At 56.7% G+C, this 13,456-nt stretch carries 15 protein-coding genes; all 15 read right to left on the reverse strand.

Annotated elements, in window-relative coordinates:
- Nucleotides 1-347 precede the first annotated feature (347 nt).
- Complete coding sequence (gene der / locus H9C73_RS03375; RefSeq protein WP_209286385.1) at nt 348-1,781, reverse strand: ribosome biogenesis GTPase Der; 1,434 nt, start codon at nt 1,779-1,781, stop codon at nt 348-350.
- Nucleotides 1,782-1,856: 75 nt separating this feature from the next.
- Complete coding sequence (bamB, locus tag H9C73_RS03380; RefSeq protein WP_209286386.1) at nt 1,857-3,005, reverse strand: outer membrane protein assembly factor BamB; 1,149 nt, start codon at nt 3,003-3,005, stop codon at nt 1,857-1,859.
- On the reverse strand, nt 3,002-3,661 hold the full coding sequence (locus tag H9C73_RS03385; protein WP_209286387.1) for a YfgM family protein: 660 nt from the start codon (nt 3,659-3,661) through the stop codon (nt 3,002-3,004). The genes bamB and H9C73_RS03385 overlap by 4 nt, the downstream gene beginning before the upstream one ends.
- A 34-nt stretch (nt 3,662-3,695) precedes the next feature.
- Entirely contained in the window at nt 3,696-4,934 is a 1,239-nt protein-coding gene (hisS, locus tag H9C73_RS03390; RefSeq protein WP_236014070.1) for a histidine--tRNA ligase, read from the reverse strand.
- A 63-nt stretch (nt 4,935-4,997) separates the two neighbouring features.
- A complete protein-coding gene (locus tag H9C73_RS16200; RefSeq protein WP_209286389.1) occupies nt 4,998-5,966 on the reverse strand; it encodes a RodZ domain-containing protein in 969 nt (322 codons plus the stop codon).
- The gene (gene pilW, locus H9C73_RS03400; protein WP_209286390.1) at nt 5,963-6,736 is read right to left on the reverse strand and encodes a type IV pilus biogenesis/stability protein PilW; all 774 of its coding nucleotides are present in this window, start codon (nt 6,734-6,736) and stop codon (nt 5,963-5,965) included. Before pilW ends, H9C73_RS16200 begins: the two co-directional genes overlap by 4 nt.
- Before the next feature lie 9 nt (nt 6,737-6,745).
- On the reverse strand, nt 6,746-7,879 hold the full coding sequence (rlmN, locus tag H9C73_RS03405) for a 23S rRNA (adenine(2503)-C(2))-methyltransferase RlmN (protein ID WP_209286545.1): 1,134 nt from the start codon (nt 7,877-7,879) through the stop codon (nt 6,746-6,748).
- 53 nt (nt 7,880-7,932) lie between these two features.
- Entirely contained in the window at nt 7,933-8,340 is a 408-nt protein-coding gene (ndk, locus tag H9C73_RS03410; RefSeq protein WP_209286391.1) for a nucleoside-diphosphate kinase, read from the reverse strand.
- 121 nt (nt 8,341-8,461) lie between these two features.
- Nucleotides 8,462-8,662 (reverse strand): Fe-S cluster assembly protein IscX, encoded by a 201-nt coding sequence (gene iscX, locus H9C73_RS03415; protein WP_209286392.1) that lies wholly within the window; start codon nt 8,660-8,662, stop codon nt 8,462-8,464.
- Nucleotides 8,663-8,672: 10 nt separating this feature from the next.
- Nucleotides 8,673-9,011, reverse strand: a complete 339-nt coding sequence (gene fdx / locus H9C73_RS03420) for an ISC system 2Fe-2S type ferredoxin (RefSeq protein WP_209286393.1) — start codon at nt 9,009-9,011, stop codon at nt 8,673-8,675.
- Nucleotides 9,011-10,891 carry a Fe-S protein assembly chaperone HscA gene (gene hscA / locus H9C73_RS03425; protein ID WP_209286394.1) on the reverse strand — a complete coding sequence of 627 codons (1,881 nt, stop codon included), beginning with the start codon at nt 10,889-10,891 and terminating at the stop codon, nt 9,011-9,013. The genes fdx and hscA overlap by 1 nt, the downstream gene beginning before the upstream one ends.
- 10 nt (nt 10,892-10,901) lie before the next feature.
- A complete protein-coding gene (hscB, locus tag H9C73_RS03430) occupies nt 10,902-11,432 on the reverse strand; it encodes a Fe-S protein assembly co-chaperone HscB (protein ID WP_209286395.1) in 531 nt (176 codons plus the stop codon).
- 24 nt (nt 11,433-11,456) lie between these two features.
- Entirely contained in the window at nt 11,457-11,780 is a 324-nt protein-coding gene (gene iscA, locus H9C73_RS03435; protein ID WP_209286396.1) for an iron-sulfur cluster assembly protein IscA, read from the reverse strand.
- Nucleotides 11,781-11,823: 43 nt separating this feature from the next.
- Nucleotides 11,824-12,207, reverse strand: coding sequence for a Fe-S cluster assembly scaffold IscU (iscU, locus tag H9C73_RS03440; protein ID WP_209286397.1), 384 nt, complete (start codon nt 12,205-12,207; stop codon nt 11,824-11,826).
- 31 nt (nt 12,208-12,238) lie between these two features.
- Entirely contained in the window at nt 12,239-13,453 is a 1,215-nt protein-coding gene (locus tag H9C73_RS03445) for an IscS subfamily cysteine desulfurase (RefSeq protein ID WP_209286398.1), read from the reverse strand.
- Nucleotides 13,454-13,456 lie beyond the last annotated feature (3 nt).

A 13,456-nucleotide genomic window follows, 5' to 3' on the forward strand; every position in this document is an offset into this window, starting at 1 on the left:
CTGCCGTTCGGCAGAACCTGTTGTCTCAAGCGAGGCGCGTATCTTACCGCAACCCCGTTCAGTGTCAACCGTTTTTTTCGTCTTTTTCGATCTCGCTGCGAGCAGCGCATCGAACGAACCGGTTGTCACTCAAGTATTACCCTGGCATAAAAAGCATCGCTTTTTCAATGGGTTATCACTTGCTCATTGGTGCTGCCCAGTGTTCCGTGAACCCTGTCGCCCCAAGCGAGGACGCGAATTCTACAGACCCCAGCCGGGGTGTCAACGCTTTTTAACGAAAAAGCCGAAAAACCCTGCATCACTTCCCGAAACGACAGCGGGAATCCTCTGAGGTGCCCGCCATGCTGCTACTTGTTACGCGCCTTCTTCTTGGCCCGGTGCTTCATATCCTTGATATGCTGCCGGCTGCGTTCCTTCTTGGCCAACTGCCTCGGTGTAAGCGTATTACGGCGTCCGGCAAATGGGTTCTCACTGGTGCGGAACTCAAACCGAATTGGCGTGCCACGCACCTTCAGGTATTTGGTAAACCGGTTTTCTAGATAGCGCTTGTATGAACCGGGCAGTGACCCGGTCTGGTTACCGTGCACCACAATGATCGGCGGGTTGGAGCCCCCCTGGTGTGCGTAACGCAACTTGATGCGACGGTTGTTCACCATCGGCGGCTGGTGGTCAGCCACCACGTCCTCCAGCAAGCGGGTCAACTGGTTGGTTGACCATTTGGCCATGGCACAGTCATATGCCTCGTTGATGGAGTCATACAGGTTGCCTACGCCCGAGCCATGGAGTGCCGAGATAAAGTGGAACCGCGCGAAGCCGGCAAATGCCAGGCGGCGTTCGACCTGCGATTTGACGTGGTCACGCTCATCCGGGCTCATACCGTCCCACTTGTTCAGAGCCACCACCAGCGCTCGACCGGAATCGATCACGAACCCGAGCATACTCAGATCCTGCTCGGTTACGCCTTCTCGCGCATCAATGACGCTGACCACCACGTTCGCATCCTTGATGGCCTGCAGGGTTTTGACGATTGAGAACTTTTCTACGGCTTCCTTGATATTCTTGCGTCGCCGAACACCCGCCGTATCGATCAGGGTATAAGGCTGTTCGTCACGCTCGTAGGGTATATAGATGCTGTCCCGTGTTGTCCCCGCCTGGTCGAATACTACGACACGCTCTTCCCCCAGCATGCGGTTGACCAGTGTCGACTTGCCCACATTGGGACGCCCGACGATCGCAATACGGATACTGTCGTCCTGCTCATCGGATTCGGTGTCTTCTGCACCTTCTTCTGGCGCAAAAGGCGCCAGCACTTCATCCATCAAGACGGTGACGTTGCGCCCATGTGCCGCTGCAATGGGTACAGGTTGCCCCAAACCGAGTGCATAGAAGTCAGCCATCGCCAGATCCGGATCGACCCCGTCCGTTTTGTTGACGACCAGCCAGCACTCCTTTTCATGACGACGCAGGTGATTCGCAATCATTTCATCGGCAGGATTGAGGCCGGCACGACCGTCAACGAGGAACAGTACGATATCGGCCTCTTCGATCGCCAGCAGGGACTGCTCTGCCATGCGCTGATCAATACCGTCTTCATCACCTGAGATACCACCGGTATCGATGACGATATAGTCACAGTTCCCCAGCCGGCCTTCTCCATACTTGCGGTCGCGGGTCAGCCCGGGCAGGTCGGCGACCAGCGCATCACGCGAGCGGGTCAGACGGTTAAAAAGGGTCGATTTTCCGACATTCGGACGACCAACCAAAGCTATCACGGGCAGCATAATGTATTACCTGGAAACAACACGGCGGCACTCTGCCAATTACAGAGGCCGCCGATATAGATTAAGTGTATCGGTTTATTGTAGAGCCAGAGCGGTCAGGCGGCCATCATTGGTTAATGCGTACACAATGTTTTCACGTACCAGCAAGTCACTCTGCAGGCCTGATGAGTCAACGCGATAGCGACCGGTTACATGCCCGTCAATCTGGGACAGTACGTGAATATACCCTTCGGCATCTCCCACCAATACGGAGTTGCCGGTCACTTCGGGCGCGGTTAAACCACGGTGCAAGAGTACATCCTGTTGCCACACGCTGGCACTGCTGCGCGCATCATACGCTTGTACGCTGCCGTTATCCGCAACCGTATACACATTGCCAAAACCGCCGGCCAACCCTCTGTAGCTGGAGTGATCACGCGCCCAGACAACCTGACCATCAGCCGGGCTGATGGCGACCAGCCGCCCCTGGTAACTGCTGGTGTAAACCAGACGGTTGTATACCAGCGGCTGCGCATCGATATCGACAATGCGCTCAAGCTCGGAACGCCCTTCGGCCAATGCGATCCGCTGTTCCCAGATCTGGCGGCCAGACGCATTGTCCACAGCCACCATTTTCCCATTGGCGAACGCCGCCAGTGTCAGGTCCGCGGCTACGATGGGTGCGCTGGTACCACGCAGGCTCAGGCGAGGAATCTGGCTATCGAAACTCCAGCGAGCCTCACCTGTATTGACATCAAGAGCAACGATTTTGCCATCCAGTTGCTGAACCACAACCAGTTCCGCATTCATCTGCGGCTGAGAAACCACTTCGGATGTGGCCTGGTAGCGCCACTGCTCTGAACCATCAGCAGCGGACAGTGCGATCACTTCACCATCAAGGCTACTCAGCACAACCAGCCCATTACCGGCCCCGACACCTCCGAGGACTTCGATATCGAGCTCCTGACGCCAGCGAACAGTGCCGTTCTCCAGCTCTGCGGCAACCACATCACCTTCGGCACTGACTGCATAAATGGCGCCATCGGCAATGGAGGGACTGAATTGATGATAACGATCACCCAGACTACTGCCCAGGCTGACACTCCACAGCGGTTTCAGACTATGCTCAGCCTCGAAGTCAACCAGCGGTGACGGCTCTACCACCGTTCCCTCAGAGCTGAACATGCCACAGCCGGTCAACACAAAGCCCAAACCGGCAATGGCTGCGATGCGCTTCATGTTCATGAGCGTGCTCCTGCCAAGTCATCGCGTTTCATTTTCAGCAAGGGACGCAGCTGTTCGCCGCCACCTGCTTCCAGCGCTGCTTCATAGGCATCATAAGCACCGGCCAATTCACCCTCTGCCTTCAGCAAATCACCCAGCAGCTCCTGACGTTCAGATTCAAAGGTTGCTGCATCGAGCCCTTTCAGCAGCGCGATGGCCTCCTGCTCACGAGACAGCTGCTGCAGCAGCGCCGCCTTGCGCAGGCTGGCAACACGGGCCAGGTCGTCGTTCGCTTCGGCGCTGTCGATCACCCAATCGAGCTGAGTCTGTGCAAACTCATAATCTGCCTGCTTTACGGCGGCGGCAGCAACGGCCAGCGCAGCAAACCGTGCATAGGCCGTACTCTCAAAATCGTTCTGCAGCTGTTCTGCCAGGTGTTTGGCTGTTGCATACTGGCTGTCGTCGGACTGCATCTCCGCCAACTGAACCGCTTCAGCCAGATTTTGATACAGCGCCGAGGCCGCCGCGGCCTGCTGCTGCTCCCTGGCTTGCCAGGACTGCCAGCCCACCACGATCGCAATCGCAGCGGCCACACCAACCACCAGCGACCTGCCGTTTTCCTTCCACCATGCCTTCAGGGCGTTGAGCTGTTCTTCTTCCGTTCGCAGTTCTGCCACGTTCAACTCCTAATTACAGAAATAAGCTGTGCCTTCAGGCAAACAGTGCTTTCAGCTTTTCGATCATTGCGTCCGGGCTCAGATCATACTCCGTTTCGCCATCATGCCAGAGTGACATCTGATGCCCCTTATCCTCATCAGCACGCATCAGTGCAATCGCCGGGGCGCCGGTTTGTCGGGCCTTCGCGGCGATGTTCTTCAGACCTGCACAGTGGGTTCTGACTCTCAAGCCGGGAACTGCCTGGCGCAGCTGCTCAGCCATGAGGATCACCTGATGCTGCAGGCCCTTGTGCTCGGCAGCCAGGTAGAGGTCAAAGGTCTGACGCACGTCCGCCGGCACAACGTCCAGCGTTTCAAGCAACAGAATAAGACGTTCAACACCCATCGCAAAGCCGACCGCGGGCGTTGGCTTGCCGCCCAGCTGTTTAACCAGTCCATCGTAACGACCACCGGCACATACGGTACCCTGTGCCCCCAGCTTGTCCGTCACCCACTCAAACACGGTCTTGCAATAGTAATCCAGCCCGCGAACGAGGTACGGATTCACTTCATAGCGGATACCGGCCTCATCGAGCATGCTGCAAAGCTGTTCAAAGTCATGACGCGACTCTTCATCCAGATGATCCTGTAGACGAGGCGCCTGCTCGAGGATGGCACGGGTGCCTTCATCCTTGCTGTCCAGAATACGCAACGGGTTGGATTCAAGACGGCGCTGACTGTCTTCATCCAGTGCATCGTAGTGCTCGCGCAGGTAGGCGACCAGCGCTTCTCGGTATTCGGCACGTGCCGCATTGCTGCCCAGAGAGTTGAGCTGCAGCACCACCGCATCACTCATGCCCAGCTCGCGCCAAAGCGCGGCAGAGATCAGGATTATCTCTGCATCGATGTCAGGCCCGGCCATACCGAACGCCTCGACGCCGATCTGATGAAACTGGCGATAACGCCCCTTCTGCGGTTTTTCATAGCGGAACATCGGCCCCTGATACCAGAAACGCTGATTCTGGTTGTACAGCAGCCCGTGCTCTTCACCTGCGCGCACACAACAGGCGGTTCCCTCAGGGCGCAGAGTCAGGCTTTCACCATTACGGTCGTCAAAAGTGTACATCTCCTTTTCGACGATGTCGGTGACTTCACCGATGGAGCGTTTGAACAGATCCGTCTGCTCCACAATGGGCATACGCATTTCTGAATAGCCGTAAGCGCCCAGAACGCGCTGCACGGTTGCTTCCAGGTACTGCCAGACAGGTGTCTGGTCCGGCAGAATGTCATTCATACCGCGAATGGCTTTAATCTTGCTCAAAACGTTGGGTGTCCTGTTAACTTGTTCATGAAGCGGTTAGAGAGGGAGTGAGAGACGTGCCACATTTGCACTCGCACGGGCAGCGAGGTCGATCGGCTCGCCATTATAGCTGAATTCACTGACGGCGCTGACACGCCCGACCACAACCGACAGCGGCTCTTCGCCGGCAAGCTCAAGTGTAGTGCCCCCCTGAGCCACACCCGAGTAAAGCATACGGCCGGATTCCGCCTTGACGCTCAACCAGCAGTCTTCCGACAGCACGATCACCAGACCCGCCTGAACATCCGCCTGTGGTGCCTGAGACACGTCTTCAGCAGGCGCAGCGGCAGGCACGACATCCTGAGCCGCCTCTTCAATCGACCCCGCATCCTGTTCCGGGACGGTCTCAGGTGCCGGCGCCGGCGCAGCTTCTTCTGGCGCAAGTGCCGCCTCGACCTCTGCCGCTACTGCTGCAGGTGCTGAAGCGGTATTCAGCTCTGCCAGAGGTTCAACCAGAGGCTCGACTGGCGGCAAGTCCAACGTGTTGTCTGCCGTTGAATCAACCGAAACCGGCTCATCCAGAGCGGGTATGCCGATGCTGTCATCAAAACCATACTGTGCCTGCCACCACCAGAGGAATACACCGATCAAGGCGAGGATAAAAAACCAGCTGCCGATCTTGAGCACCGGGTGCCCCTGCCGACGCCCCGGCACCATCGAAACAGTGCCTATGGCTTTCACATCAGCTGTGGTGCTTTTGTGGCCTGTGGCGCGGTTAAAGGCATCAACGAAGGGCTTGGGATCGAGCTTGAGGTAGTTGGCATAGGCCCGAATATAACCACGCGCAAAAACCGGATCACCAAGACGAGCCAGATCTCCACTCTCGATCGCCTGGACGACAGCCGCATGGAGATGAAGCTGTCGGCACACCTGTTCCACACTGATGTCATGCTGCTCGCGTGCGGTACGTAACTGATCGCCTGGAAACTCGGGGGGAGCCGAAGCGGTCTGATCAAGCTCACTCACTGTGTACTCTCCTCATAACGTCGGTATTCAGCCGATTCGGGATAGGTATTTTTGAGAATCAAGGCATAAGTCGAGGCTTTTGAGGTGTCATGCTCAGCCCGTGCCAGCTGGATACCCAGCCACAGGCTGGCAGCCGTATGTTCGGTCCGGCGTGACCGCACCAGATCAAGGAAACGCTCAAAGTAGCGCGAAGCGGATGCCAGCTCACCGGTATCCAGCTCATGCTGTGCAAGGCCAATCAACGACAGGGGCCGGTTGCCGTTAATGGCCAGGGCGCGCCGAAAGGACTGGGCTGCCAGATCATCCTGCTGAGTCAGTTGATAGCATCGTCCCAGGTTCTCAAGCGCCTGGGCTCTGCCGCTGTAGAAAGGGTCTTCCGTCGCACTTTGCAACTGCTGGCAAGCCTGACTGTAGCGCTGCTGCGCAAACAGAAAGGCACCATAGTTGTTATGAATACGGGCCGAGTCGGGATCAGCCTGAAGCGCCGAGCGGAAATATTGCTCGGCAAGCTCGTACTCCTGCTCGGTCTGGAAGACCAGTGCAAGCGTACTCAACGCGGGCGCGTAGTCATCATCCAGTTCCAGAGCACGCTGCAGGGACAGTTTGGCATTGACCGTATTGCCGGCCTGTAAATACTGAATACCGAGACTGGTATACGCTTCCAGGGTCTCTTCAGGGCTGCGGCCCGAGCCTGATGTGTCAGACTGTGTGGCGCAACCGGACAACAGCACCGCTGACGCGAGCAGTACAACCAAACCGGACCCTTTCACACATCCCCCTTATACCTGTGATATCTTCCCTTGGGCAGGTTCTTCTTGTACCACAGGAATATATTTTTGGCTACGGCGGGTGCGGTCCTCGACCTGTCCAACCAACTGGCCACAAGCCGCGTCCACATCATCACCACGGGTGCGCCTTACCGTCGTAATGATCGACGCTTTCAGCATGATGTCCTTGAAACGCTGTATCGCTTCTTCACTGGGGCGCCGATAACCCGAGTTCGGGAAAGGGTTAAAGGGAATCAGGTTCAGTTTGCAGGGCAGCTTGCGCAGAAGCTTGGCAAGCTGACGCGCATGTTCGGGTTGATCGTTCACGCCGTCAATCAGAGTGTATTCAACCGTTGCAACGCGCTTGTCGTTGAGGCCATCCAGATAACGGTTACTGGCCGCAATCAGCTCTTCGATCGGATAGCGCTTGTTGATGGGGACCAGCTGGTCACGCAGTTCATTATTCGGCGCGTGCAGGGAGATGGCAAGAGACACATCACTGACCTTGCCCAGCTTATCGAGCGCGGGCACCACACCTGCTGTACTCAGCGTCACGCGTCGCTTGGACAGGCCATAGGCATTGTCGTCCATCATCAACTGAGTCGCATCAACCACGTTCTCGAAATTCATCAGCGGCTCACCCATGCCCATGAGCACCACATTACTGACACGGCGCTCGGCAGGATCAAACGGGCCGAAGGAGCGGATCGCCACCCGCAACTGTGCGATGATCTCGGCGGTTGAAAGGTTGCGGTTAAAGCCCTGCTTGCCGGTTGAGCAAAAGCTGCAGTCCAGTGAACACCCCACCTGCGAGGAGACGCAGAGGGTTCGACGGTCCCCGTCCGGAATCAGGACCATCTCAATAGCCGAGCCGCCATCCATACGGATCACCCATTTGCGGGTGCCGTCTTTGGAGATTTTCTCCAGCAGAATCTCCGGCTCACGAATTTCAGCCACATCAGCGAGCTTGGCGCGCAGCGCCTTGCTGATATTGGTCATTTCATCGAAGCTGGAAGCACCCTGTTGGTGCAGCCATTTCAGAACCTGGGTCGCGCGAAATTTCTTTTCGCCCATCTGTTCAAAAAAGGCTTCCAGTTTTGCAGGCGACAGCCCCAGGAGATTAATCTTGGACGGAGAGTCGGACATGTCGTGTTCACTCATATTGCGGGTTAGGCTGCCCGCAGGCAGCCCGGTATGGCTTAAGCGCCGAAGAAGTAAGCGATTTCGCGCTCAGCAGAAGCAGAGGAATCAGAACCGTGCACGGCGTTTGCGTCGATGGACTCAGCAAAGTCACGACGAATGGTGCCTTCAGCGGCTTCCTGCGGGTTGGTCGCACCCATCAGATCACGGTTGAGCGCGATGGCGTTTTCACCTTCCAGTACCTGTACAACAACCGGACCAGAAGTCATGAACGCGACCAGGTCAGCGAAGAAAGGACGCTCTTTGTGCTCAGCGTAGAAGCCTTCAGCTTCTTCTTTGCTCAGCTGCTTCATCTGCATTTCAACGATTTTCAGGCCCGCTTTTTCAAAGCGAGTCTCGATTTCACCGATTACGTTTTTGGCAACCGCATCCGGCTTGATGATGGAAAGAGTGCGTTCAACTGCCATAAGTCAATTCCCCAATCTATAGAACATAAGTCAATAAAGCGCAGCATTATACGCAAACCGCCGGGCACTGAACAGACACGCCGGCATGAATGAAAAAGCCCGCAGTGCGGGCTTTTTCCAGTCAGTCGGCCTCTTCGATCCAGGCCATCTGAATGGCCTCAAGGATCTTTTCGCCACAGTGGTCAGGATCATCGTCGAACTCATCCAGCTCCATGACCTTGGCATACAGATCAGGGAAGCTGATCTTCAGCGGATCCTGCTCCGGATAGGCCTCAGACAGCTCAATCGCAATATCATGCACATCCACCCATTTCAGGCCCATGCTGCACTCCTCAATGATTCTCGGACACCTGGTTAATGGTGTACTTGGGAATTTCGACCACCAGGTCTTCATCCGCAACCAGCGCCTGACAGCTCAAACGCGATTCCGGCTCCAGGCCCCACGCCTTGTCAAGCATGTCATCTTCCAGCTCGTCCGCTTCGTTGAGCGAGTCGAAGCCTTCACGAACAATCACGTGACAGGTCGTGCAGGCGCAGGATTTTTCGCAGGCATGCTCGATTTCAACACCGTTCTGCAGCGCCACATCACAGATGGAAACGCCCGCATCGGCTTCGACCACCTTACCCTCAGGACACAGCTCTTCATGGGGCAGAAAAATCACCTGAGGCATCAGCGTGTCTCCTTTTCTATTTCATCAATGGCATGGCCCGACAGGGCACGCGAAATACTTTGATCCATGCGACGTGAGGCAAAGAAATCACTGGCTTTGGCGAGCTCTTCAATGCCCGCTTCAATGCGGCGATAGTCGCTTCCGGCAGCAATCTCTTCCAGCCTGGCGATCGCCTGCTCGAGCATGCTGTGCTCGTCCCTGGACAACAGATCCCCATCTGATGCCATGGCACCCCGCAGCGCCGCGACAATGCGCTCGGCTTCCACCTGCTGTTCACGCAGGTTACGTGCTTCAAGGTCATCTTCGGCATGGCTGTAGGAGTCTTTCAGCATGCGCGTGATTTCATCATCACTCAGACCATAAGAGGGTTTCACCTGTACGCTGCTGGTCACGCCTGTGGATAACTCCTGCGCTGCCACGCTAAGCAACCCGTCCGCATCAACCTGAAAAGTCACACGAATCTTGGCTGCACCCGCCGCCATCGGCGGAATGCCCTGCAGCACAAAACGGGCCAGGGAACGGCAGTCCTGCACCAGTTCACGCTCACCCTGTACCGCATGAATGGCCATGGCGGTCTGGCCATCCTGGTAGGTGGTAAATTCCTGAGCCCGCGCCACCGGAATGGCCGTGTTGCGGTGAATGATTTTTTCGACCAGCCCGCCCATGGTTTCGAGACCCAGCGACAGCGGGATCACATCCAGCAGCAGCATGTCACTGTCAGGCTTGTTACCCACCAGCACATCTGCCTGTAGCGCGGCACCGATCGCAACAACCCGGTCCGGGTCGATATCGATGTGCGGCTCGCGGCTAAAGAACTCACCGACTGCTGCGCGAACACGCGGAACACGGGTAGAGCCGCCAACCATCACCACTTCCAGCACCTCATCGATGCTCACACCGGCATCCTTAAGGGTGCGCCGGCAGGTACGCAGCGTACGCTTGATCAGTGGCTCGATCAGAGCATCAAACTGTTCACGGCTCACTTCAACCGCAAAGGTTTGTCCATCCAGCTCGATCGATTCAGTCACAACCGCCTGATCGGTCAAACCTTCCTTGATACGTCTGGCCATGGCCGTCAGCGTACGAGCAGAGGACGCGTTCAGCGCCTCTCCAAGCCCGGAAAGCTCGAGCAACTGCTCCGCCAACAGGCGGTCAAAGTCATCCCCACCCAGTGCAGTATCGCCACCGGTCGAGAGCACTTCGAATACGCCCTTGTTCAGGCGCAAAATCGAAATATCAAAGGTACCACCGCCCAGGTCATAGACCGCGATAACACCTTCGTCTTTCTGATCCAGTCCATAGGCAACGGCAGCAGCAGTCGGCTCATTGAGAAGGCGCATCACTTTCAGACCGGCGAGCTGGGCCGCATCCTTGGTCGCCTGACGCTGAGCGTCATCGAAATAGGCCGGTACCGTGATGACTGCACCTTCCAGCTCGCCATCCAGTGAACGCTCGGCACGTGCCTTCAGCGCCTTGAGGATATCCGCAGAGACTTCTACCGGGCTCTTGTCACCCGCTGCGGTGTTCAGATAGGGCATTCCCGAGTCGGAAGCCGTCAGCCGGTAGGGCAGGGTTTCCCCCAGGCCCTTCAAGTCTTCCGCGCCGCGCCCCATAAGGCGCTTGACGGAACTGATGGTGTTGTATGGATCCTGTGCTGCACCAGCCAGAGCCTCTGCACCCACCAGCGGTGCCATGTCGGCTGCGTACCGAACGACAGAGGGCAGCAGATGGCTGCCCTGCTCGTCAGGCAGTGTCACGGCCTCGCTGCTGCGCACCGTGGCGACCAGCGAGTTGGTTGTCCCCAAGTCAATGCCCACTGCCAGTTTACGGGCATGGGGTTCCGGACTCTGTCCGGGTTCAGCTATTTGCAGCAGTGCCATAAAAATTCCGTTAGTCGTCGAACAGTCTGTCTTCGAGCGCTTCCACCTCAGTGCGCAGCTTCACCATGAACTGCATTTTGCGCACTACTTGCTCGGCCTCTTCCAGGTTGCTATTTCCCCAGGCCTTGGCAAAGCCCGCTTCAAGCCCCTTGATCTCGGCATCCACCTGCTGTTCCAGAGCATCCAGCTCAGCTTCCGGGTCCGCATGATCGGTCGCTTCGGCAACACGTTCACGCAATTCCATCTGTTCCATCAGGAACATGGGATCAAGCTGCTTGCGGGAGTCGGAAAGCGTATCAACACCTTGCAGCGACAGCAGGTATTGCGCCCTTTTAAGGGGAGACTTGAGAGTGGCAAGCGCCTCATTGAGGTAAGTGGTGTACTGAACAGCAATGCGCTGCTCTCGTTCGGACTGGTGCGAGTGACGGTCCGGATGCAGCTCCTGCTGTAGCGCGCGGTAGCGCTCGGACAGCTGTGCCGGATCAACGTCAAAGCTGACCGGCAACCCAAGAAATTCGAAATAGTTTTGCGTTATATCCATACCGACCTCATTCACCCGAACGGGTCAGACGTTGAAACTCTCGCCACAGCCACATTCGCTGCGCACATTCGGGTTGTTGAACTTAAAGCCTTCATTAAGCCCTTCACGCACGAAATCCAGTTCAGTGCCATCCAGATAGGCCAGGCTCTTGGGATCAATCACAACCTTGACCCCGCCAAACTCAAACACCTGATCTTCGGGCTCACTCTGATCCACAAACTCGAGCACATAGGCCATACCCGAACAACCGGACGTACGAACACCCAAGCGGATGCCCTCTCCGTGGCCTCGTGATTCAAGGTAACGCGCGACGTGATCGATCGCCGCCTGTGTCATGCTTATTGCCATAATTACCCCATTCACGGGGAGCCGCGCTCCCCGTTACGGTGTGTCACTTGCTCTGTTTCTTGCGGTAATCATCAACCGCCGCTTTAATGGCATCTTCAGCCAGAACCGAGCAGTGAATTTTAACCGGCGGCAACGCCAGCTCTTCTGCGATTTTAGAGTTTTTCAGCTCACTGGCTTCATCCAGGGTCATGCCCTTCACCCATTCGGTGACCAGAGAACTGGACGCGATAGCGGAGCCACAGCCATAGGTTTTGAAGCGCGCATCTTCGATGACACCTTCATCATTCACCTTGATCTGCAGTCGCATCACGTCACCACAAGCCGGAGCACCCACCATGCCGGTGCCTACGTGTGGATCTTCCGCGTCCATTTTACCGACGTTGCGCGGATTTTCGTAATGATCGATTACCTGTTCACTGTACGCCATGACTAACCTCCAATTATTCTACTTCCGGACCTTAGTGGTGTACCCACTCGACTTTCGTCAGGTCCACGCCGTCTTTATACATATCCCAAAGCGGCGACAGTTCACGCAGTTTTTCCACCGCATGACGCACCTGCTCAACGGCATAATCCACTTCTTCTTCAGTGGTAAAGCGCCCCAGAGAGAAACGGATTGAGCTGTGGGCCAGCTCATCATTCAGCCCCAGCGCACGCAGTACGTACGAAGGTTCCAGGCTGGCAGAAGTACAGGCAGAGCCGGACGATACGGCCAGATCCTTGATGGACATCAGCAGCGACTCGCCTTCAACAAAGGCAAAGCTGATGTTCAGAACACCCGGCACATACTGTTCGGTTGAGCCATTGATATGGACCTCTTCCATATCCTTCACGCCATTCCACAGGCGCTGACGCAGCCCTTCCAGGCGAGCCTGCTCGGACTCCATCTCTTCCGTCGCAATGCGGAAAGCCTCGCCCATACCGACAATCTGATGAGTCGGCAAGGTACCTGAACGCATGCCACGCTCGTGGCCACCGCCGTGAATCAGGGCTTCCAGACGCACGCGCGGCTTACGACGGACATACAGTGCGCCGACCCCTTTGGGGCCATAGATCTTGTGGGCACACACGGACATCAGATCGACTTTCATCTCTTTCATGTCGATCGGCAGCTTGCCAACACTCTGCGCTGCGTCCACATGGAACAGCACACCCTTGGCGCGCGTGATCTCACCAATGGCCGCGATGTCAGTAACGGTTCCGATCTCATTGTTCACATGCATGAGAGAGACCAGAATCGTATCGTCACGCAGCGCTTCCGCCACCTGATGCGGGGCAATGATGCCGTTGCTATCAGGCTCGAGGTAGGTCACTTCAAACCCTTCACGTTCCAACTGGCGACAGGGGTCCAGTACCGCCTTGTGCTCGATCTTGGACGTGATGATGTGTTTGCCTTTCTTGCTGTAGAAGCGAGCCACACCCTTGATGGCAAGGTTGTCAGACTCGGTAGCGCCCGAGGTCCACACGATCTCGCGCGGATCCGCTCCCAGCGTATCAGCAACCTGGCGGCGCGCATTCTCGACCGCTTCTTCGGCCTTCCAGCCGAACAGATGAGAGCGAGATGCCGGGTTACCGAAATTGCCATCCATCGTAAGGCAGGCGGTCATCTTCTCGGCTACACGCGGATCAACCGGTGTAGTCGCGGCATAATCAAGGTAGATCGGCAGTTTCATCGT

Origin of the sequence: Marinobacterium alkalitolerans (genome assembly GCF_017776525.1) — a bacterium.
GTDB lineage: Bacteria > Pseudomonadota > Gammaproteobacteria > Pseudomonadales > Balneatricaceae > Marinobacterium > Marinobacterium alkalitolerans.

What these genes read in the sequence shown, in the direction of transcription:
- H9C73_RS03445 (WP_209286398.1), bottom strand. Translation starts at nt 13,453, where the DNA reads ATGAAACTGCCGATCTACCTTGATTATGCCGCGACTACACCGGTTGAT.
- iscU (WP_209286397.1), bottom strand. Translation starts at nt 12,207, where the DNA reads ATGGCGTACAGTGAACAGGTAATCGATCATTACGAAAATCCGCGCAAC.
- iscA (WP_209286396.1), bottom strand. Translation starts at nt 11,780, where the DNA reads ATGGCAATAAGCATGACACAGGCGGCGATCGATCACGTCGCGCGTTAC.
- hscB (WP_209286395.1), bottom strand. Translation starts at nt 11,432, where the DNA reads ATGGATATAACGCAAAACTATTTCGAATTTCTTGGGTTGCCGGTCAGC.
- bamB (WP_209286386.1), bottom strand. Translation starts at nt 3,005, where the DNA reads ATGAACATGAAGCGCATCGCAGCCATTGCCGGTTTGGGCTTTGTGTTG.
- hscA (WP_209286394.1), bottom strand. Translation starts at nt 10,891, where the DNA reads ATGGCACTGCTGCAAATAGCTGAACCCGGACAGAGTCCGGAACCCCAT.
- fdx (WP_209286393.1), bottom strand. Translation starts at nt 9,011, where the DNA reads ATGCCTCAGGTGATTTTTCTGCCCCATGAAGAGCTGTGTCCTGAGGGT.
- hisS (WP_236014070.1), bottom strand. Translation starts at nt 4,934, where the DNA reads ATGAATGACATTCTGCCGGACCAGACACCTGTCTGGCAGTACCTGGAA.
- iscX (WP_209286392.1), bottom strand. Translation starts at nt 8,662, where the DNA reads ATGGGCCTGAAATGGGTGGATGTGCATGATATTGCGATTGAGCTGTCT.
- ndk (WP_209286391.1), bottom strand. Translation starts at nt 8,340, where the DNA reads ATGGCAGTTGAACGCACTCTTTCCATCATCAAGCCGGATGCGGTTGCC.
- rlmN (WP_209286545.1), bottom strand. Translation starts at nt 7,879, where the DNA reads ATGTCCGACTCTCCGTCCAAGATTAATCTCCTGGGGCTGTCGCCTGCA.
- der (WP_209286385.1), bottom strand. Translation starts at nt 1,781, where the DNA reads ATGCTGCCCGTGATAGCTTTGGTTGGTCGTCCGAATGTCGGAAAATCG.